The organism is Campylobacter sp. BCW_6877 (assembly GCF_001762445.1).
Lineage (GTDB): Bacteria > Campylobacterota > Campylobacteria > Campylobacterales > Campylobacteraceae > Campylobacter_D > Campylobacter_D jejuni.
The window spans coordinates 272498-292900 of sequence record NZ_MJWW01000059.1 but is presented as its reverse complement, the minus strand read 5'-3'; the positions used below and the strand labels follow the sequence as shown (position 1 = coordinate 292900).

Here is a 20403-nt window from a genome sequence, read left to right as displayed (position 1 = left end):
TGGATCACTTTAAATACCACAAACTGTTTAGGCAAGGAAATTATAACTTAATTTAGCTTAAATTTCTATGTCTTAAATCAGTTTAAATTTGGTTTTTCCTGATTTGTCAAAATGCTTTCCTTGTAAAATAATATCGGCAACATTTTCCCAAACATGTTTTTCATCAATATAGACTATATCAAAGGTGTTATCACGCATTAAAGACTGATAATTCACTTTTTTAGGTGCGTATTTTACTAAATAATATGGATTTTGTGAAAAGTTTTCAATTTTTAATTTGCATAATAAATCTAAATCCGATGTGACAACTAAAAATTTTTTTCTTTGTTCTTTTGTAATTTTTTGAATATACACTAAAAGTTTTTGGTCAAAAGGATTTAGAGCGGATTTATTTAAGCGACTTAAGTAATGTTCTGCAAAAGAAAGAGAACAGAAAGAATTTTCTATATTGCTCATAGTAAAATAAGAATTTTTAACCCCTGATGATTTTAAAGATAAGTGCCAAATTTTAACATCCATTATGGTTGCGCATAGATTTAAACCTGTGACAATTTTTTTAAAGAGCTTTTCTCGTGAAAGCTTAAAAGCATTTTCGAAAATATTGTAATTTTTCTTATAAAAATCCTCCCTTATAGCATCAAGTCTTTTTAGTGTTGTTCTGTAGTATTCTGCTTCTTTTTGTAGCTTAGCCAATCTTTCTTGTCGTGCTTTAAGTTTTTCAGGGTCTACATTGGCCGCATTACTTTTAAGATTTATTTCAGATTGTAAAGTTTTCATTTGTGCTTCAAGTGAGGCTAGACGATTTTTTCTTGTATCTATGGTGGCTACTAAAGCTTGGTAATGACACTGCAAAGATAAAAAAGTTTCGTTAAAAATTTTAGTGATATTTGGTTTTTGATCAGCTATCATTTGCTTATATGAATTCTCTAAATGCATCATGATACTTTTTAACGCGCTAAATTGGGTTTGGTCTATGCTATTATCCATAAAAATTAAAGTATCATAAGCTTTAAATAAAAATCTTTTAAGTATAAGATAATCAAGTATGCAAGGAATTTCCTTTTCATCTTGTAGATTGGCTTGAAGCGTTTCTACGGATAAAATTTCATGGGCAAAATATTTTTGTATAGCTTGAGGTATAGTAAAAGAAAGAGGAATTTTTTCTATACTGTCAAAGTCTGTTGTTCTATAGAGTTCTGTTATATAAGCACTTCTTCTTGAGTTTTGCAAGTCTTCTAATTCATCATCATTATCAGTTTTCCAAAAATCATGCTCAGTGATAAAATCCCCTTCTTTAAATTCTTGAAATTTTGAAGGTTTTATACCCGTTATGGTTTTGCTTGTTTGAACGGGCTTGCCGTCTTCTGCTTTTTTTTCGCTAGAAAGAGTTCTAAATTCCACAAGCATACCAACACTTGGCATACTTTTTTTATCATTCCAAATTTGGCGATTGAAGTCAAAAAAGGTATTTGCTGAGTTTGTAACGGTTCCACGTCCTGTAGAATCCATATAAATAGCTATTTTTCCATGCATATTTCTTCCTTGAAATTTCTTAAATAAATTCTAGCCTTATTTTTATTATAAAAATTTTATAATAAAAATAAGAGCTAGAAAAAATGGATCATTCCCATTCTATGGTTGCGGGTGGTTTGCTTGAGATATCATAAACAACGCGGTTTATGCCTTCTACTTCATTGATGATACGGCGACTTATGTTTTCTAAAACTTCGTAAGGTAAATGCGAGAAAGTAGCTGTCATACCATCACTTGCATCTACAACGCGTATGCAAACTGCATTATCATAAGTGCGGTTATCCCCCATAACCCCAACACTTTTAACATTTAAAAGCACACAAAATGCTTGCCAAGTTTTATCATACCAACCTGTGCTTTTAAGTTCTTCAAGTAAAATTACATCAGCTTTACGCAATAGTTCTAAGCTAGGGCGATTTACTTCTCCCATAATGCGTATAGCAAGCCCTGGTCCAGGGAAAGGATGGCGATAAACCACTTCTTTGCTAAGTCCAAGCTCAAGTCCTAGGGCACGCACTTCATCTTTGAAAATTTCTTTTAAAGGCTCTATGAGTTTAAAATTCATTTTTTCAGGTAAGCCCCCTACATTATGATGGCTTTTAATGGTTTTGCTTGCACCTACAACAGAACTTTCTATGATATCAGTATAAAGTGTGCCTTGAGCGAGATATTTTACATCTTTATGTTTTTTTGCTTCTTCTTCAAAAACTTCTATAAAGGTATTTCCTATAATTTTTCTTTTTTGCTCAGGATCTCTAACATTAGCCAAGCGACTTAAGAAAATTTCACTTGCATCAATGCTGATAAGATCGATACCTAAGGTATTTTTAAACATAAATTCAACTTGTTCTTTTTCTCCGCTTCTTAAAAGTCCATTATCTACAAAAACTACTATAACTTGCTCTTTTATAGCACTGGCTAAAAGTGCAGCAACTACACTACTATCTACTCCGCCACTTACAGCACAAAGCACTTTATCACTGCCTACTTCTTCACGGATTTTTTCCGCTTGAGTTTTTGCAAAAGAACCCATATTCCAAACGCTTTCACAATTACAAGCGTATTTAGCAAAATTTTTTAAGATATTTTTGCCAAATTCACTGTGTTGTACTTCTGGGTGAAATTGTAGAGCAAAAAATTTCTTATCTTCGTTGCCAAAAACACAAAAAGGACTATTTTCACTTGTGGCTAAAACTTCAAAACCTTGAGGTAAATTTTCTACTTTATCAGAATGACTCATCCAAACGGTTTGTTTTTTTGGAAGATTTTTAAATAAAGCACTATCTTTTTTAACTTCTATGTTTGCTTTACCGTATTCTTTATGTCCTGCAGGTGCAACTGTAGCTTTGTAATGATGTGCCATAAGCTGCATACCATAACAAATTCCAAGAACAGGTAAACCCAAGTCAAATATGCCTTTATCGCAAAAATACGCATCAGTTGCATATACGCTTGCTGGACCTCCACTTAAAATAATACCTTTTGGTTCTTTTGCTTTGATATCAGCTAAGCTTACATTAAAAGGTAAAATTTCTGCATAAACTCCTTGTTCCCTTAAGCGTCTTGCTATAAGCTGAGTGTATTGAGAGCCAAAGTCTAAAACTAAAATATCTGCTTTTTTCATTATTTACCACCTATGTAATTGTTCGTATTTTTTAATGGTTTTTACCGAGCCATTTTGTTCATAGCTTGTGTATTGAGGGTTGCCTTTATATCCGCAAGCACAGAAGAAAATTAAGAAAAGAAATGCTAAAATCATCTTATGAGAAAAAGAAATAATATCAAGATGACTAAAAACGCTAGTGCTGTTATTAATGAATTGATGGATAAACCTCATTATAAGCCTTTAAAAACCTTATTTTTTTGCAAAGATTTTTTAAGTTCTTTTCCGCTTGCTAAGCAACGTTTGATTGCTAAAATTTATGTAAAAAATCATATTTTAAATATAATAACCTTACATCCAGCAGCTTATCAAGAATTAAATCATGATGATAGCAAAATTTATATTAAATTTCTCATAAAAGCATATGGACAAAAATATCCTTTAAGTGGATTTGTTGATATAAAAGATATAAAAATCTTTTCCCAAAAATACACTTATGCAGTAAATAAAAACAAAAATGATGAAAAACTCTCTAAAAATTCTTATTTGGAGCTTTCTAAGGGTGAATTTAAAAATTGCTTTAAAGATAAAAAATTATTTAAGAAATTTGAAGATTTAAGAGAACTTATAAAAAAAGGTTCTAATCTTGACTAAAGAGAATTTGGAAAATGAGTTAAAAACTCTTCCCAATAGCGCTGGAGTTTATCAATACTTCAATCAAGAAGGAAAGCTTTTATATGTAGGTAAGGCTAAAAATCTTAAAAATCGTGTCAAATCTTATTTTGCTTTTACTCCAAATTTACATGCAAATCCAAGAAATTCTTTAAGAATTCAAAAAATGATTGAAGAAACAGTGCATTTGGAATTTATCACTACTAATTCAGAGGCTGATGCTTTGATTTTAGAAAATTCTTTTATCAAACAACTGCATCCAAAATATAATATTTTACTAAGAGATGATAAAACTTATCCTTATATTTATGTGGATTTTGAAGAAGAATTTCCACGTTTTGAGATTACTAGAAAATTGGTAAAAAAAAGCAAAATCAAATATTTTGGCCCTTTTTTTAAAGGTGCTAGAGAGCTTTTAGATGCACTTTATTTATACTATCCTTTAAAGCAAAAAGCAAGTTGTAAATCCCCTTGTATTTTTTATCAAATTTCTCGTTGTCTTGCACCTTGTGATAAACGCATCAGCAGGGAAAAATACCTTAAAATTTTAGATGAGGCTATGCACGCACTTTTAAATCCTAGTATTTTAATAAAAAATTTAGAAAAACAAATGCTTGTTTTAGCACAGAATGAAAATTACGAAGAAGCAGCTAAAGTAAGGGATCAGATTGCAACGATTAAAGATTTGGAAGTTAGAGTTGAAATAGATATTGCAAAATTAGAAGATTTTGAAGTGTTTGCTTTAGCTTTTGAAGATTCTATGCTTTCAACCTTGCGTTTTGTAGTGCAAAATGGAAAAATTATCAGTGTAAATTCTAAGATTACTCCTATAAAAAATGATATACAATGGGATAAAAATGAAATTTATAAGCAATTGATTTTAGAAAATTTTAGTATGGACATTCCTTTGCTTGCAAATGTTATTTATGTTTATGAAGAATTTGAAGATAGAGTGCTTTTGGAAGAAATTTTAAGCCAAAGGTTTGATAAAAAAATTAGTATTAAAATCCCTAAAATAGGAGAAAAAAGAAAAATTTGTGATTTGGCTTTTCAAAATGCACTTTTAAATATAGAAAAAGAGCAAAAAAATCATGATTTTACTATGCAAAAAGAATTAAAGTCTTATTTTGAACTTGAAAATTTACCAAATGATATAGAAATTTTTGATAATTCTCATTTGCAAGGTGTGGCAAATGTTGGAGCTATGGTAACTTATAGAATGAATTCTTGGGATAAGTCAAAATATCGAAAATTTCATTTAAAACATAAAAATGACTACGAACAAATGCGTGAAGTCTTAACGCGTAGGGCTTTGGACTTTGATAAAATACCCCCTCCTGATTTATGGCTTATAGATGGAGGAAAGGCTTTGCTTGATTTGGCTAAAGAAATCATTGTAAGTAGTGGAGCTAATATCGATATTTTAGCTATTTCAAAAGAAAAAATCGATGCAAAAGCACATAGGGCTAAAGGAGGTGCTAAGGATAAAATTCATTCCTTAAAAGGAGAATTTAGCTTAAGTATTAACGATAAAAAACTACAATTCTTACAGAAATTAAGAGATGAAGCGCACCGTTTTGCTATCAGCTTTCATCAAAATACTAAGAAAAAACAGGACTTGAAAAGTTCTAAGCTTGTAAATTTAGGACTTAGTTCAGGGGTTATACAAAAACTTTTAGCGTATTATGGAAATTTTGAATCTATATATAAGGCTGATTTTAAAGATCTTGCAATGCTTGTGGGCAAGAAAGCGGCGCAAAAGATAAAGGAAAATTGATTTGATATTAGCGGGGATAATTTTTATTTTTAATCTAATTTTAGCGTATTTAAGTATTGATATCTTAAAGCTTGATAGTGTTACTGAACAACTGAAAATAGGTATGTTTTCTAGCATTTTTGTTTTATCTTTAACACTTTTTATTTTTGCTTTTAGACAAAATAGAAATATAAACAAAATATATCAAAAAATTTTTTGTATGCAAAATGATTTTTTAAATTTTCAAAAAAAGATTGATGTTGATAGTGCGCTTGATTTGTTAAAGGAAAAATTTGAAACTACGGGACAAAATTTAACTAAAATATCCCATGAAAAAGACAGATATTTGCATTTATTAGAAGAAAATTTATATCAGCTTGGAAATATATCTAATGCAATGCGTTGTTTAAATGAAGGGTATAATAAAGAAATTAATTCTTTGATTTTAAATGCCTTAAATTCTCAAAAAGATCAAATTAGATTAGAATTAAATGAGGCTTTAGAGCATCATAAAAGCATTATAGGGACATCTCACGGAAAGGTTTTGCAGTTTGAAGCAAGTGTGGCTATAGTTAATAATGATGAGCTTGAAAATTTTTTACTTGCAAATTTACTTTCGTATTTTGGCATAGAAAGTACTTGTTTTAAAAATTTAAGTTTTGATGTTAATGACTTTCATTTGATTTTTATCAAGGATAAAATTTTAAATGAAAATGTAAAGAAAAACTATAATTTTATAGTGATGGGTCGGCATAAAAATACACATTATGAGTATTTTTTAACTTTACCTTTTGAAAAAAAAGATCTTGAAAATATTTTGCAAAACAAGCTTGATAAGGTTTGCACTTTAAAATTTAAAACCCCTTATCAAAATAATGTATTGCTTTTTAAACAAAATGATTTTGATGCAACCTTATTTTTTAATATAATAGAAAAACAATGCGATAAAAATATATGTATAAATTCTTTTAGTCAATTAAAACAAGAATTAAGCAAGGAGACTTATCGTTTGATTTTGCTTGATTATGAATTAATTAAATTTGATCTTGAGCAAATGAGAAATTTGCTAAGTGCTTATAAAAAACAGCATCCGCAAAGCCATATCATCTTTTTTTCAAAGGAAAAAGTTAGGGATTTTGATTGTGTGAGTGAAGTTTTAAGTGATGTAAGTAGAAATGATCTTATAACTTTACTTAGGAAGTATTTGCCAAAGGCCTAAACTTTATAAAATTTAACTCCAGCTAAATCGAGAATTTTTACCTTTTTTTCTTTGATAAGTTGACTTAAGAGAGTTTTAGATTGTTCATCAAATTTCGCTTCTATGTCTATTTCGCTTTGTGAGCGTAAATGAAGCATTTTTAATAATTCTTCTTTATTGAAGCCTAGTTTTTCACCTTCGTAATGCCTTTTGGCTAAGAGTACGGGAGTAGAATCTATAAGTTTAGAAAGTTTTAAAAGTTTTTCTTCGCTTACTTTTTTAACAGCATAAGCAGGAGGTCTATCTATGGTACTTAGATCAACTCTTAAAGGCATGATTTTTTTTAAAGCTTGATTGAGTGCTTTAAATTCTTCTTCGTTGTCATTAAGATCTTTAACAACTAGAATTTCCATAATCAAATCTCCATTAAACCTAGCTCTAAAATCTGCCATTTTTTCTATCATTTTTTCTAAGTCAATGTTTTTTAAAGCTCTATCAATACGATAAAAAGTTTTAGCAACTGCGCTATCTAGGCTAAATTTGACCACATCTAGTTTTAGCAAAGCATTAAATTTGTCTTCATCTAATACAGCTGTACCATTGCTTAAAATAAGTAATTTTTTATCTTTAGCAATGCTGCGTAAAGATAAAATAAGCTCATTTAAATAAGGATAAAGACTAGGCTCCCCGTTGGCAGTAAGGGTAAGAAAATCAAATTCAACATTTTTTTCAAGCATAGCTTTAACTTCGGAGATAATTTTATCTATGCTGATAATTTCATCTTGTTTTTCTTGGGCTTTTTTTGGATCAAGCTCGCAATAAACACAATCAAAATTGCATTGTTTTTTACTAGGGCTTAAATCTATACCCAAAGATCTTCCAAAACGCCTTGAGCTAACAGGACCAAAGAGTATTTTCATTTAGCTGAGCTTTCTTGTACAAGCTTGATAAAATATTTTGCATTTTCAACAGGAATATCAGGCAAGATCCCATGTCCTAAGTTGAAAATATGAGCTTTATTTTGCATGGTTTTTAGTATTTTTTCCACTCCTTCTTTGATGGCATTTTTATCATAAAGTCTGCAAGGCTCCATGTTGCCTTGAAGAGTGTATTTGTGTGATAGTTTATCGCGTGCTAAATCAAGCGGAGTACTCCAATCAACCCCAAAAACATCAAAATTACCATCGATTCTATCCAAATAACCGCTAATGCCTTTAGGGAATAAAATTACAGGTATATTTGGGTATTTGCTTTTGATAAAATTTGAAATTTCAAGCATATAATTAAAAGAGAATTCAAAAAATTTATCGTATTCTAAAGCACTTGCCCAGCTATCAAAAATTTGTATAGCATTAGCACCTGCTTTAATTTGCTCTTCTAAATAAAGTTTTAAAACTTGAGTTAGTTTATTTAGAATTTTATGTAAAAGTTCTGGGTTTTGATAAAGCATTTTTTTACACTTTGCATAATTTTTACTTCCACTTCCTTCTATCATATAGGTAGCTATAGTCCAAGGGCTTCCGCAAAATCCTATTAAAGCCTTGTTTTGAGATAATTTTTCTCTTGTAAGCTTTAAGGCATCATAGACATAATTTAATTTTTTATGCGCATTTTGATCGTCAAGTTTTTCTAAGTCTTCTAGGGTTGAAATAGGATTATCAAAAACAGGCCCTTCTCCTTTTTCAAAACGTAAATTCATACCCATTTCAAGAGGAACAACTAAGATATCTGAAAAAATGATTGCTGCATCTACATCTAAAATATCAATAGGCTGTAAAGAAACTTCAGAAGCTTTTTTATAGTCTTTGCATAAAGAGAGAAAATCACCCGCTTGTTTTCTTACTTCCATATATTCTGGCAAATATCTTCCTGCTTGACGCATCATCCAAATAGGGGTGTAGGGTGTAGGTTTTTTAAAGCAAGCATCAATAAAAATCATTATTTTCCTTTGTTTTTAGCAAAATTATAACAGAATTTGATAAATTAAATTGGTCAATTTTTCTATATTTTCTTCATATGGAGGAAATAATAAATTTTTTCATTTTATCTGGAGTTATTAGAAAATTTACGAGAATTATTGGAATTCTCGTTTGTGTAGTTTGAGTTTTGATTTGTATATTAAGCCTTTGTATTGTTTGCAGCATTTCCTGCGTCAATTGTAGCAAAAAGCTTATTTAGCAAAGTCTCCTCATTTTTTTTGTATTGATCTTCTCTCATTTTTTGCCAAGCATAAGATCTAAAATCTTCTCTAACAGCACCAAGATCAATGTCTTCATTAGTAAATTTGCTTGAGTTTGTTTTTTTCTCTTCCTTTTCTTCTTTGTTTTTTACTTCATTTAATGTGGCTTGAAATTCATCTGCCGAAGTATTTTTCTCTTTAACTTTAGTTGTGGTGCTAAAGATAGCATTTGATGTTTTTTGAGTGATATCTACTACCATTTTCTCCTCCTTTATTTAACTTTACATTAAACAAACAAGCAATTTCTATTCCAATTTATACCTTTTTAAAACTTTTTCTTTGAAATTTTTTATAATTTAATTTATCTTTGGCAAAAAGTAAGGCAAAAATCAAAGCAGGGCTTACAAAAAGTGCTGAAAATAAAGCATTAAATTCTATACCCAATCCTGCTAAAACAATCCCACCTAAAAAACTTGCTAAGGCTATGCCTACATTAAAAGCTGCTTCATTTACACTTACTGTGCTGTCTATGACTTTATAAGTATGGCGTTTAGCTTTGGCAATGCTAAGCATTTTTAGTGCAGGTATGGTTGAAAAGGCAAAAAATCCTATCAAGGCTATGCTAAAAATGATTAAAATTTTAGAATACATGGTGAGAAATACGCTTAAAAATACTAGAACTTGTATGCTTAAAATAAGACGCAAGGAAAAAATAGCACCTTTTTTATCTACTATTTTTCCGCCCCATAAATTCCCACAAATTGCACAAATTCCATATAAAAGTAAGATATAAGCTGTATCTTGGACTTTAAAACCGCTTATTTCTACAAGTAATTTTTGCAAATAAGTATAAAGAACAAATTGAGCCCCACAACTACAAATGGTTATAGTATAAGTTTTTAACAAATTTTGATGTGAAAAAGCAGGGATTAAATTTTTAAGACTTGTTGGACTAGGATGTAAATTTTTGGGCATCATATGCCATACTCCAAAAAATGCTAAGCTTGTAATGATAAAAATAAGTAAAAAGATAAATTTAAAGCCAAAATAATGCCCTATGAAAGTTCCAAGCGGCACTCCAGTAACCAAGGCTACAGTAAGTCCTGTGACCATTATAGCCAGAGCGCTTGATTTTTTATCATCTGGGGTTATAGCACTTACAGCTAAGGTAGCAATGACAAAAAATACTCCATGTTGTGTTCCTGCTACAAAACGCGCAAATGCTGTAAGATAGAAATTTTGGCTAAAAAAGATAATGAAATTTGCTAAAGCAAAAATTCCAAGATTGATTAAAAGTTGTGTATGTCTGTGAAAACGACTTAAAGGTATAGTAATAAGAGGAGCGCCTATAACAACACCTATAGCATATAAGGTTGTAAGATAGCCCGCAGTTTTTGCATCTACGCTAAAATACGCTTCAACATCAACCAAAACTCCTGCCATAACAAATTCGGTTACACCCATACAAAAAGCACTAAGAGCTAGTGCAAAAAGAGCTTTTTTGTAATTTTGCATTTTAAGTTCCTTATAAAAAATAAAAACGCATTATAATAAAATAAAAATTTTTAAAGGTAAATAATGAAAAAAATTATTTTATTGCTTGGTTTAAGTTTGGTGAGTTTAGGGGCTTTGAGTTTTGATGAGCTTATTTATAAAGATGAAGTAAAACCTAGTTTTGATTGCTCTAAAATCAAAGATGATGGTAAAAGTGATGATGAGCTTATGATATGTAATGAAATTGGTGTGCGTAATGAATTTGAGAATAAAAAACTTGCTTTAGTAGATAACATCTATAGTAGTTTGTATCAAAATATTTCAAAAAAGCAGATAAAAAGACGAAAAAAGATTTTAAAGCTATTTCAAAAAAGATGATTAAAGAAAGAAAAATTTGTATAAAAAATATGCAAAATACAAAAGCAGGGGAAAATCCTATTTTACCTTTACTCAATGCAAGTGATTGCATGCAAGAAGCTTATGCTAAAGCTTTATTAGAACTTACGCAAAGAGCAAAAAAAGATATAAAGACTAAAGAAGTTTTAGGGCAAATTTTTAAAAATAAAGTTGATAAATATGAAAATTTACTCACTCAAAGTTTAAATATCAATAAAGATTTGCAAGATTTTATAGACAGCTTGGCTAAAGAAGATTTGATTGATTCTAGGGCTAAATTTAAGCTTTAGGGTTTAAATTAATTGCGAATTTAGCCGCTTCAAAATAACTTTTAGTGTTGATTTTAGCGTTTTTATAGGCTTTATCAAAGGCCGTGCCATGATCAACGCTAACGCGTATGATGGGTAAATTTAAACTCACATTGATGCTTTTATCAAAATACAAGGCCTTTAAAGGAGCAAGGGCAAGATCGTGATACATAGCCACTAAACGATTGCAGTTTTTTAAACCAGCCTTGGTAAAAGCTGTGTCAGCTACTAAAGGATAGGGTAGATAAACGCCCTTGCCTTTAAAATTTAAAAGCAATTCTTTTTGTAAATTTTCATCTTTTAAGGCTTTTTTGAAAAATTTTTCATCTTTTTTAGAGTGTAAAAAGGCATTAACAAAGGCTATAGCTTTTTCCATGATCTTTTCTTCTTCTCCACCTATAACTCCATAATCTCCAGCGTGAGGATTAAAACCTAAAAGTCCTATTTTTTTAAAATGCGTTTCTTTGTAAAAATCTTTTAAAAAGATGCTTAAATTTTTAAAAGTGATTTTTTTACTCACCTTAGCTAAAGGTACATGTTCGCTAAAAAGTCCTACAAACAGCTCTTTACAACCTAGCATCATAATGGCATTTTTTTTAAAAAAATCCCTTAAAGCATCGGTATGTCCTTTGTATTTAAGTCCTGCGTCTTCCCAAGCTTTTTTGTGTATAGGTAGAGTAAGCAAGGCATGGGCGTGTTTTTCATAGACAAAATAACTTGCCGCCTTAAAGCTTAAAAAACCATAAAGTCCACTTTTTGCATCTATTTTTCCGGCTTTGATTTCAAAATTTTCATCTACTTTAAAGCCTAAAGGAAGGCAAAAAGAGTAAATTTCAAGAGAATTTTGCTTTTTAAGAAATTTAAACTCATAGTCTTTTTTATCTTTAAAAGCTACGATTTTTACATTAAAAGGTTTTAAATTTAAAAGTTTTAAAGCTTTATCAAGCAAGCTTTCGTGGATAAAATAAAAAGGTGTGCAGATTTTGCTTAGTTCTTCATGAGAACGCACTAAAATTTCAAGTCCTATGCCGTTTATATCGCCTATGCTAATGGCTAGTTTTTTCATCTTTTAAGGAGTTCTTTCATTTCTAAAATAGCGTTTTGAAGTCCTGTAAATACAGATCTTGCTACAATGCTTTGTCCTATATTTAGCTCGCAAATTTCTTTAATTTTTACTACGGGTTTTACATTTTTGTAATTTAAACCATGTCCTGCGGCTACTTTTAAGCCAAGTTCTACGCCCTTTTTAGCACAGAGTGTTAAATTTTGCAATTCTTTTTCAAATTGAGCTTGCAGGGTTTTTTTATCTTGATTGAGTTCTTTTAAGGCGAAAGCAGTATGAGAGATATTGCTAAAAAGTACGTTGTGTAAATTCGCATAATGTCCTGTATGAAGTTCTATGAATTGGGCTTTTAAAATTTTTGATTTTTCTATATCTTCTAAACTAGGATTAATAAAAAGTGAAACTTCAATGTTTGCATTTTGAAGTTTTTCTATGCTTTGTTTTAATTTAGCATGATTTAAACAAAGCCCCCCTTCTGTAGTAAGCTCTTCTCTTTTTTCAGGTACTAAAGTAACGCGGTGGGGTTTGAGTTTAAGAGCTAAATTTAAAATTTCATCATTTAAAGCACATTCTAAATTGATAGGGCTTTTGCAAAATTTTATGATATTTTCCAAGTCAAAATCCTGAGCATGACGGCGATCTTCTCTTACATGCAAAGTGATTTGATCTCCGTGTTTAGCTGCTATAAAAGCAGCCTCTAAAAGATCAGGATCATTTACCATTCTAGCTTGTCTTAACACTGCGATATGATCGATATTTACACCTAAAAGCATATTTTTCCTTTAGAACTTTTTTGCTATTATACTATAAAATCAAACAAGGAAAGTCATGTTAGGTATAGATCTTGGTTCAAATACTTTAAGAGCAGTGCAAATGGATGAAAAATTAAATAAATTAAAAGAATATGAATTTGTTATTGGAGCAGCGAAAAATTTAAATCAAAGTGGAGAAATTTCTAAAGAAGCCATACAAAGATTAAAAAATGCTTTGAGTATTTTAGCTAAAGAGCAAGATTTAAGCAAAGCAAGAGCTGTGGCGACTGCAGCTTTTAGAAAAGCAAGCAATACAAATGAAATTTTTGCCCATTTAAAAGAAGAATTTGGGATTGATTTTAAGCTTATAGATGCTAAAAGTGAAGCTAAGATCAGTGTTTTAGGCATGCAATCAGGTTTAAGAAGGCTTAAAATTTGGGGAGAGTTTGCGTATTGTGATTTAGGAGGGGCTTCTTGTGAGCTTTCTTTTAGAAAAAGTTTTAAAAGTTTTGATTTTGGTATTATTAGTTTTTATGAAAAAAATCGCTATTCTTATTGTAAATCTTGTATTTCTTATAAAAAATTGATAAAAAAATATCCTAAATTTATCATCAATATTAAAGATAAAAAACTTAAAATTCATTTTTTAATTGCAAATCCCTATTTAAAGCATCTAGCTTTTAGGGCTTTTGATGAGGTGGTTATGATTAAAAAGGAACTTCGTTCTTTAGGGGTTAAAACGGTGGTTTTAAATTCCGGAGTTCCTACTACACTTGGTGCATTAAAACAAAATATAAGCTATGAAAAGTATGAAGCAAGTAGAGTAAATGGTAAAAAACTTTGCCATAAGGATTTTTTAAATTATGCTATTAAACTTTTTCATATGGAAGAAAAAAAGGCCATAAAAGAAGTAGGTATGATGAGAAAAAATTATTTGAGTGCAGGTTGTTTGCTGTTTTATGCTTTGTTTGATAAACATAAACTTCTAGTCATTGATGAGGGTTTAAGGGAGGGAGTTTGTTTGGCGAGTATGAAAAATATCAAATTTTAATTTTTTTGGAATTCGAAAAAATGAAATTTTTCATCAAAATTAAAAAATAAAATTTTAGCTTGAGATAAAAAACTTTCGTAAGTTTTAATGTTTTTATTTTTTGTGTACTCTAATAAATCTTCAAAACCAAAATCCATTAAAGCAAGACTTTGTTTTTTAAAATTTAAAGGTTTAAAATCATATGCTTTGATGAGTTTTTGAAGATGGGTAAAATTAACATTATAAGTTAGATCGCTTTTGCCGAAAAAATCTTTTAAAGATACTTCAAAAGGGCTAAAAACTTCGTGCTTTTGATAGATTCTTAAGCTAAAATTTTGTACATTAAAAGTTCCATAGTCAAATCCTGCAAATACAAATCTATCGCAAGCTTGATCTAAATCTTTAAAAAAATTTTCAAGTTCTAAGCTGAGTTCGCCTTTTGTAAAATTTAAAGCTTTGCATTTTGTGATTAAATTTTCATCCATATTTTTAAAAATAAGTTTAAAATTTTCTACAAATGCCATTTTATCATGATTTATAAGTTCGCAAGTAAAACTATCAAAAAGTTCATTGCAAAAGAAAAAAGCGTTCTTAAAATGGCATTCTTTAAGGTTATTTTTGTGAGTAAATTCCACTCCTTCTAAAGTGTTTTTTTGTAAAGCTCTTAATTTTTCATGCGGTTCTATGACGAAAAAAGAAATTTGAGAAAAAATTTCAGGTCTTAATTCAAGCAAAGCGGATAAAAAATCACGACTTAAATAGCCTTCATTAGCGCCTATTTCTACAAGTTCTAAAGGGAGTTGTAAAATTTTTTTATCTATTAAATTTAAAAAATGCTTGGCTAAAAGTGTGCCAAAAAGATTTCCTACGCTCACAGCAGTAAAAAAATCTCCGTTTTTTCCTATACTTACAGCATTTTTATAATAGCTCTCATGGAGCCAAGCATGGAAAAAGTCACTAAATTTCATTGAAAAATAGCATTAAATTTGGAGACAAAATCCAAAGGATCGACTTGTTTGCCTCCAGCTAAAATTCCAAAATGCAAATGCGGCCCACTTACCCTACCTGTAGCCCCGCTAAGTCCTATAAGCTCACCTTTTTTTATCTTTTGTCCTACTTTAACATCGATTTTAGAAAGATGATAGTATTGTGAATAAATTCCAAAACCATGATCAATGACTACTGAATTTCCTGCAAAATAACGATCTTTTGCAATTTTTACTATGCCTGAATTGGCTGCATAAATAGGCGTTCCTGTGGCAGCTCTAAAGTCTGTTCCACTGTGATAACTTGCTACTTTTTCATTAAAAGTTCTTGCTTTACCAAAATCACTTGTGATAAAAGATTTTAAAGGTATATTAAAAGCACCGTTAAATAAAGCTTTTGGAGTATAAGAGCTATAAATCGCATTGGCTTCTTTTAATTCTTTAGCGATGCGTTCTTGTACGGTTTTTGGCGGAAAAATCTTTTTGTTTTCAACTTGCAATTTTTCACTTTTATAATTACCTTCTAAAGTTTTTATGAAAATTTCTTCTTTTTTATTTTTATAAAATGCGATAAGTTTTGTATTTTTCGGGGGATTTTTGTAAGGTAAGGAAAAAATAGCTAGAATTTTTTCTTGATTTTTAGGATGTGCAAAGGTGAGAATATTTTTATCATTATTTTTTAAAGATAAAAAATCTTTCTTATCTAGCTCCAAAAATAAAGCTTGACCTTTGATGAGTTCTAAATTTTGAGCTCCAAAAAGCCAAAGAGTAAGGCTTAAAAAAAGCCATAAGGCTTTCATAGGCTTAACTCTTTAAGATCGGCGATTTTTAAAAACTCCGCATAAATTTCATAAACCAAAGCTTGGCGATTATTTTTAAGTTTTTCATCTTCAGCATTAATCATTACTTGATTAAAAAACTCGTCGATAAAAGGCTTGAGTGCAAAAAGATTTTCAAGTTTTTCTTGTAAAGAGTTGGCTTTAGTTTTTTCTTGAAAAGCTTTGTAAAGTTTGCTTTCTGCTTCTTGAGTAAAAAGACTTTCATCAACTTTATGAGGATTTTTAGTGGCGATATTGGCTAGTCTTTTAAAGGTTGCAAAATTTTCATTAAAATTATCTTTTTTGCTAAGTTTTATAAGAGCATTTACGCTTTGATTGATATGAATAAGATCTGTATTTTGTGAGCTTAAAACCGCTTTTACAAAAGAAGCATTGACCGTATAAAAAGTATAAAGTCTTTCAAAAATAAAATCTTTTAAAATTTGCATATCAAAGCTTTTATAATGACTTGAAAGTTTTTCTAATAAAATTTGGATATCAAATTCTTTATTTAAATTTAGAGCGATTTTAATGATCCCATTGGCTGCTCTTCTTAAGGCATAAGGATCCTTTGTTCCGCTTGGAATTTTTCCTATACTAAAAAGTCCTATAAGGGTATCAAGCTTGTTTGCAAGGGCTACTATGCTTGAAAATTCTGTGCTTGGAAGTGGAGCTTGTTCAGAATTAGGAAGATATTGTTCTTTGATGGCTAGGCAAATTTCATAATCTAAGCCCATTTTTTGCGTATAATAACTTCCCATAATGCCTTGCAAATCAGTAAATTCATAAACCATTTGTGTGGCTAAGTCTGCTTTGGCGTATTTTAGTGCTGTGCTGATATTTTCGATTTTATCATTATGAAGCATTTGACATAAAATTTCAGCAATTTTAATCTCTCTTAAACTTTTATCTTGCATTGTGCCTAAACCTTCAAGATAAGTCATTTTGGCAAGTTTTTCAGGTTGCAAACCATTTTGTAAATCATTTTGATAAAAAAACATTGCATCGCTAAGTCTTGCACGCAAAACTCTTTCATTTCCATGTATGATTTTTGAATAATCCTTACATACTGCATTGCTTACTACTATAAAATGATTACTTAAGCCTTTGTCGTTAAAAACCGCAAAATAGCGTTGATTTTCTCTCATTGAAGTGATGATGACTTCGCTAGGAATTTCTAAAAATTCTTCTTCAAAGCTTCCTAAAAGTGCATTAGGATATTCTGTGATAGCAACTACTTCAGCTAAAAGCTCCTCATCTTCTCCAATTTGTATATTTTTTTGACTTTCTATGAGTTTAAATTGTTCAAGTATTTTTTCTTTTCTTTTGATTGGATCAAGGATGATATAGTTTTTTTCTAGTAGTTCAAAATATTCTTTTGCATTGTTAAAATCTTTCAAATCATAACTTACACTTCTGTGAATGAAAGTTTTTTTAGCACTTTTTACCCCATAACTTTGAAAATCAACAAGTTCATCATTTAAAATGCAAGCTATAGAACGGATCGCACGAATGAATTCAAAAGAATTTGCACCCCAACGCATACTTTTGCCAAAACTAAGACTTTTTAGAAATTTTTCTACCATTTCTCCTAAAATTTCTTGACTTTGTAAACCTTTGATAGCTTTTTGATGATATAAAACTTCCTTACCTTTGATTTCTTTAAAAGCGAGTTCATTTTCGCTGATCCCTGCTTTTTGCAGGAAGCTTTGTCCCGCAGGAGTTAAAACTCCATCTTTATAAGCAACATTTTTAGGTGCTCCTATAAATTCAGCAAAACTATCTTCTTGTTTGTCTGCAAAATTTTCATGAAAAAAAACTAAACGACGCGGAGTATAATAAAATTTAAAATCACTTACCAAGCGATATTCTTCTAAAACATTTTTCCATTTTTTTTCTATATTAGCTAATTCTTTTAACAAAGGAATAGCAGGTAATTCTTCTGTGCCAATTTCTATTAATAATTCACTCATAATTTACTCTTTTTAAAATTTGTTTCTAATTTTAACTAAAATTTCATTAAAAAACTTATAAATACTTTTGCAAAAAGCCTTTAAGTTCACTAGCGTTGCTAAATTCATTTTCTTTTAAATCTTTTTGATACCATTTGGCATGAAAATAAGGCAAATTGGCATTTTTAGCACATTCTTTATCTTTTTGACTATCTCCTATAAAAACGCTTGTTTTATGTGGAGCCTCGCTTTTTAAAAGCTCTAGCATCATAGGATGAGGTTTGGGTTCTATGCCTAAACTTATGCCTAAAATTTTATCAAAATAAGGAATGATATCGTGTTTTTTAAGTATACTTGAAAGTGAGCTTTGAGGGGCGTTAGTAGCAATAGCTAAAAAACAATTTTTGCTTTTTAAAAATTCTAAAAGTTCTTTCACTCCTTCAAAAAGCACCACGCTTTGTTCGTAGTGTTTGACAAAATATTTTTCGTAGCCTTCTTTAAAACTAGAATGATGGAAATTTTCTATATTATAAAGTTCTTTTGCCCAGTCAATATTGGGAGTATTGATGGTTTGCATAATGATTTCTCTTGAAAGTGGGGCTAGGTTTAAATCCTGCCTTATTTCATTAACTGCACAAGAAATGGCATTTGCACTATCGATTAAAGTTCCATCCATATCAAAAAATACATTAATCATTCATAATCCTTTAAATAATTTTTGTGTTTTTCTTTTTTCTCACCTTGTTTTTTTTGCTTATCTAAAGCATTGGCAAGATTTAAAAGTTCGCTTTTTTCTTTGGAAAAATCTAAACAAGCATTGACAAAAAATTCAAGATTTTTTGCGTAAGTTGAGTTAAGATTTACCGCGGGATTTTTTTCAAAAAATTTAGCATTTTTTAACATTCTTTCTTCAAATTTAGTTTTATCAAAATCTTCTTTTTTAAGTGCAGATATAGCGCCATTGAAAAATTTTTCAAGATTTCTTAGGTATTTTACGCGTAAGGCTTTTTCTTCATTTTTTGTCAAAATTCTTCCTTAGGTATTTTTATGAATGCGGCATTCTAGTGCTTCTTGAACTAAATTTCTAGCGATTACTTTTTCAGAGCGAATGATGCGTATATTTTCATCTATGCTAGAAAAAAGCATCTTTTTCAAAGTTCCATTTACATGAATGATAGTGTCTATAGGTTTTGGATAATTAGCTAGCACTTGACATAAAATTTCAAGTTTAGCTTCATTTGTAACTGTGATAATAGCTACGGCACATTCTTCTATATTGGCAATTTTTAAGGTTTCTTCTTGAGCAGCATTGGCAAAAACGACATTTTCACCCCGACTAACTCCAAGTTCTACTAAATTTAAATCACTTTCTAAAACAAGATAAGGTACGCCTGTGTTTTTGATTTTTTGTACGACTTCTTGTCCTAAGCGTCCGTAGCCAAAAACAACAAGATGATTTTTAAGCTTGATATTGCTGTCAATATTTTGCACAGCGTTGGTATTAAGTGCTATATCTTCTACAACATTGGTAATTTTTCTTATATTGTTTAAAATAAAAGGCGTGATAATCATGGTTAAGATAGAAACAACAATTAAAATTTGTGAAGTTTTGATATCAAGCATATTTTTTGCTTGTAAAAGAGAAAAAATTGCTAGTGCAAATTCGCCAATTTGCGCTATGGCAAAAGCTGTTTTAAGTGCTACTCTTTTTTTGGTGTAAAGAAATAAAAAGCCAAAAACTATACCAAATTTTAAAGCCATTACAAGAAGGGTTAAAACTATGATTAAAAACCAATTTTGCACTACTACATCAAGTTGAATTTGCATACCTACAGTTATGAAAAAAAGTCCTAAAAGCAAATCTCTAAATGGGATCAAGTCCGCTTCTATTTTGTGTTTATATTTTGTTTCTGCTATCAAAGCACCTGCTATAAAAGCACCCAAAGAATAAGAAAATCCGAAATAATTTGCTAAAAAACTTGCTCCAATAACCATAAATAAAACAGTACTAATAAAAATTTCTTGAGAAGAAGTGTGAATAATGAGTCTAAAAATTCTATCCACTAGATATTTACCTATGAAAAATAATAAAGTGATTAAAATAAGTGCTGAAATTAAAGTGGTAAAAAGGAGTTTTTCTATGTTTTGATTGTTGGATGAAAAAATATCTACAAGCAAAAGCAAAGGAATAACGGCTATATCTTGAAAAAGCAAAATTCCCAATGCTTTTCTGCCATATTGCTCATTTATATCACCATTATCATTTAAAATTTTAAGCACCACTGCGGTTGAAGAAAGTGCTAGTGCAAAGCCTGCTATGGTAGCGCTTTTATCTCCAAGTCCCAAAATTCCTATAGCAAGTAGCATAAAAACAAAGCCACAAGTAAGCATCTGCAAAGAGCCGTTTAAAAAAACTTCTTGTTTCATTGCCATTAAATGCTTAAAAGAAAATTCAAGCCCTATGGTAAACATTAAAAACACTATACCAAATTCGGCTATATGGGTGATTTCGCCTTTGCCGCTTAAATGATAAATTTCAGAAATGATTTCTCCAGCAGCTATATATCCAATGATAGTTGGAATTTCAAATTTTTTAAATATGACATTTAAAACTATAGCTATAGCAACGGTGATTAAAAAAATTTCTAAAAAATTATCCATTA

Annotated in this window: 18 protein-coding genes and 1 pseudogene; 5 read left to right on the top strand and 14 right to left on the bottom strand. The window is 30.0% G+C overall.

What is annotated here, in order from left to right; translation table 11 throughout:
- Positions 1-72 precede the first annotated feature (72 nt).
- Together AJ936_RS08750 and guaA are read right to left on the bottom strand one after the other, a co-directional pair.
- Positions 73-1533, bottom strand: a complete 1461-nt coding sequence (locus AJ936_RS08750; protein WP_070240383.1) for a hypothetical protein — start codon at positions 1531-1533, stop codon at positions 73-75.
- 88 nt (positions 1534-1621) lie between these two features.
- Positions 1622-3157 carry a glutamine-hydrolyzing GMP synthase gene (guaA, locus tag AJ936_RS08745; RefSeq protein WP_070240385.1) on the bottom strand — a complete coding sequence of 512 codons (1536 nt, stop codon included), beginning with the start codon at positions 3155-3157 and terminating at the stop codon, positions 1622-1624.
- A gap of 138 nt (positions 3158-3295) precedes the next feature.
- Here guaA and AJ936_RS08740 point away from each other — a divergent pair, with 138 nt between their 5' ends.
- Genes AJ936_RS08740 through AJ936_RS08730 form a run of 3 tightly spaced genes read left to right on the top strand, consistent with a single transcriptional unit; the run spans position 3296 to position 6783 of the window.
- The gene (locus tag AJ936_RS08740; RefSeq protein WP_070242773.1) at positions 3296-3790 is read left to right on the top strand and encodes a hypothetical protein; all 495 of its coding nucleotides are present in this window, start codon (positions 3296-3298) and stop codon (positions 3788-3790) included.
- The gene (uvrC, locus tag AJ936_RS08735; protein ID WP_070274394.1) at positions 3783-5585 is read left to right on the top strand and encodes an excinuclease ABC subunit UvrC; all 1803 of its coding nucleotides are present in this window, start codon (positions 3783-3785) and stop codon (positions 5583-5585) included. Before AJ936_RS08740 ends, uvrC begins: the two co-directional genes overlap by 8 nt.
- A gap of 1 nt (position 5586) precedes the next feature.
- Positions 5587-6783 carry a hypothetical protein gene (locus tag AJ936_RS08730; protein ID WP_070274392.1) on the top strand — a complete coding sequence of 399 codons (1197 nt, stop codon included), beginning with the start codon at positions 5587-5589 and terminating at the stop codon, positions 6781-6783.
- Here AJ936_RS08730 and AJ936_RS08725 read toward each other — a convergent pair.
- The 4 genes from AJ936_RS08725 to AJ936_RS08710 form a co-directional block, all read right to left on the bottom strand.
- A complete protein-coding gene (locus AJ936_RS08725; protein WP_052857449.1) occupies positions 6780-7682 on the bottom strand; it encodes a radical SAM protein in 903 nt (300 codons plus the stop codon). The genes AJ936_RS08730 and AJ936_RS08725 overlap by 4 nt on opposite strands.
- Positions 7679-8701 carry a uroporphyrinogen decarboxylase gene (gene hemE / locus AJ936_RS08720; RefSeq protein WP_002866238.1) on the bottom strand — a complete coding sequence of 341 codons (1023 nt, stop codon included), beginning with the start codon at positions 8699-8701 and terminating at the stop codon, positions 7679-7681. Before hemE ends, AJ936_RS08725 begins: the two co-directional genes overlap by 4 nt.
- Positions 8702-8880: 179 nt before the next feature.
- A complete protein-coding gene (gene ciaC / locus AJ936_RS08715) occupies positions 8881-9201 on the bottom strand; it encodes an invasion antigen CiaC (RefSeq protein WP_002871002.1) in 321 nt (106 codons plus the stop codon).
- Positions 9202-9256: 55 nt separating this feature from the next.
- Positions 9257-10456 carry an MFS transporter gene (locus tag AJ936_RS08710; protein WP_070274390.1) on the bottom strand — a complete coding sequence of 400 codons (1200 nt, stop codon included), beginning with the start codon at positions 10454-10456 and terminating at the stop codon, positions 9257-9259.
- Positions 10457-10519: 63 nt separating this feature from the next.
- Here AJ936_RS08710 and AJ936_RS08705 point away from each other — a divergent pair.
- Positions 10520-11121 (top strand): annotated as a pseudogene (locus AJ936_RS08705) (hypothetical protein).
- On the opposite strand, the gene pdxA reads toward AJ936_RS08705, so the two are convergent.
- On the bottom strand, positions 11111-12205 hold the full coding sequence (gene pdxA / locus AJ936_RS08700) for a 4-hydroxythreonine-4-phosphate dehydrogenase (protein WP_070274388.1): 1095 nt from the start codon (positions 12203-12205) through the stop codon (positions 11111-11113). The pseudogene AJ936_RS08705 and the gene pdxA overlap by 11 nt on opposite strands.
- The gene (locus tag AJ936_RS08695) at positions 12202-12975 is read right to left on the bottom strand and encodes a pyridoxine 5'-phosphate synthase (RefSeq protein WP_002870998.1); all 774 of its coding nucleotides are present in this window, start codon (positions 12973-12975) and stop codon (positions 12202-12204) included. The genes pdxA and AJ936_RS08695 overlap by 4 nt, the downstream gene beginning before the upstream one ends.
- Positions 12976-13030: 55 nt before the next feature.
- Between AJ936_RS08695 and AJ936_RS08690 the strand changes: the two genes are divergently transcribed.
- Positions 13031-14005, top strand: coding sequence for an exopolyphosphatase (locus AJ936_RS08690; RefSeq protein ID WP_002870997.1), 975 nt, complete (start codon positions 13031-13033; stop codon positions 14003-14005).
- Here the strand turns inward: AJ936_RS08690 and AJ936_RS08685 are convergent.
- From AJ936_RS08685 to AJ936_RS08660, 6 genes are read right to left on the bottom strand one after another with little or no spacing between them, the layout of a single operon-like run.
- On the bottom strand, positions 14002-14952 hold the full coding sequence (locus AJ936_RS08685) for an SAM-dependent methyltransferase (protein ID WP_002870996.1): 951 nt from the start codon (positions 14950-14952) through the stop codon (positions 14002-14004). The genes AJ936_RS08690 and AJ936_RS08685 overlap by 4 nt on opposite strands.
- Positions 14949-15770 (bottom strand): M23 family metallopeptidase, encoded by an 822-nt coding sequence (locus tag AJ936_RS08680; RefSeq protein ID WP_002870995.1) that lies wholly within the window; start codon positions 15768-15770, stop codon positions 14949-14951. The genes AJ936_RS08685 and AJ936_RS08680 overlap by 4 nt, the downstream gene beginning before the upstream one ends.
- Positions 15767-17761, bottom strand: coding sequence for a glycine--tRNA ligase subunit beta (glyS, locus tag AJ936_RS08675; protein WP_044780101.1), 1995 nt, complete (start codon positions 17759-17761; stop codon positions 15767-15769). The genes AJ936_RS08680 and glyS overlap by 4 nt, the downstream gene beginning before the upstream one ends.
- 55 nt (positions 17762-17816) lie before the next feature.
- A complete protein-coding gene (locus AJ936_RS08670; RefSeq protein WP_044779052.1) occupies positions 17817-18437 on the bottom strand; it encodes an HAD family hydrolase in 621 nt (206 codons plus the stop codon).
- Positions 18434-18766, bottom strand: a complete 333-nt coding sequence (locus AJ936_RS08665) for a hypothetical protein (RefSeq protein WP_002853180.1) — start codon at positions 18764-18766, stop codon at positions 18434-18436. The genes AJ936_RS08670 and AJ936_RS08665 overlap by 4 nt, the downstream gene beginning before the upstream one ends.
- Positions 18767-18775: 9 nt before the next feature.
- Positions 18776-20401, bottom strand: a complete 1626-nt coding sequence (locus tag AJ936_RS08660; protein WP_070261339.1) for a cation:proton antiporter — start codon at positions 20399-20401, stop codon at positions 18776-18778.
- Between the last annotated feature and the right edge of the window lie 2 nt (positions 20402-20403).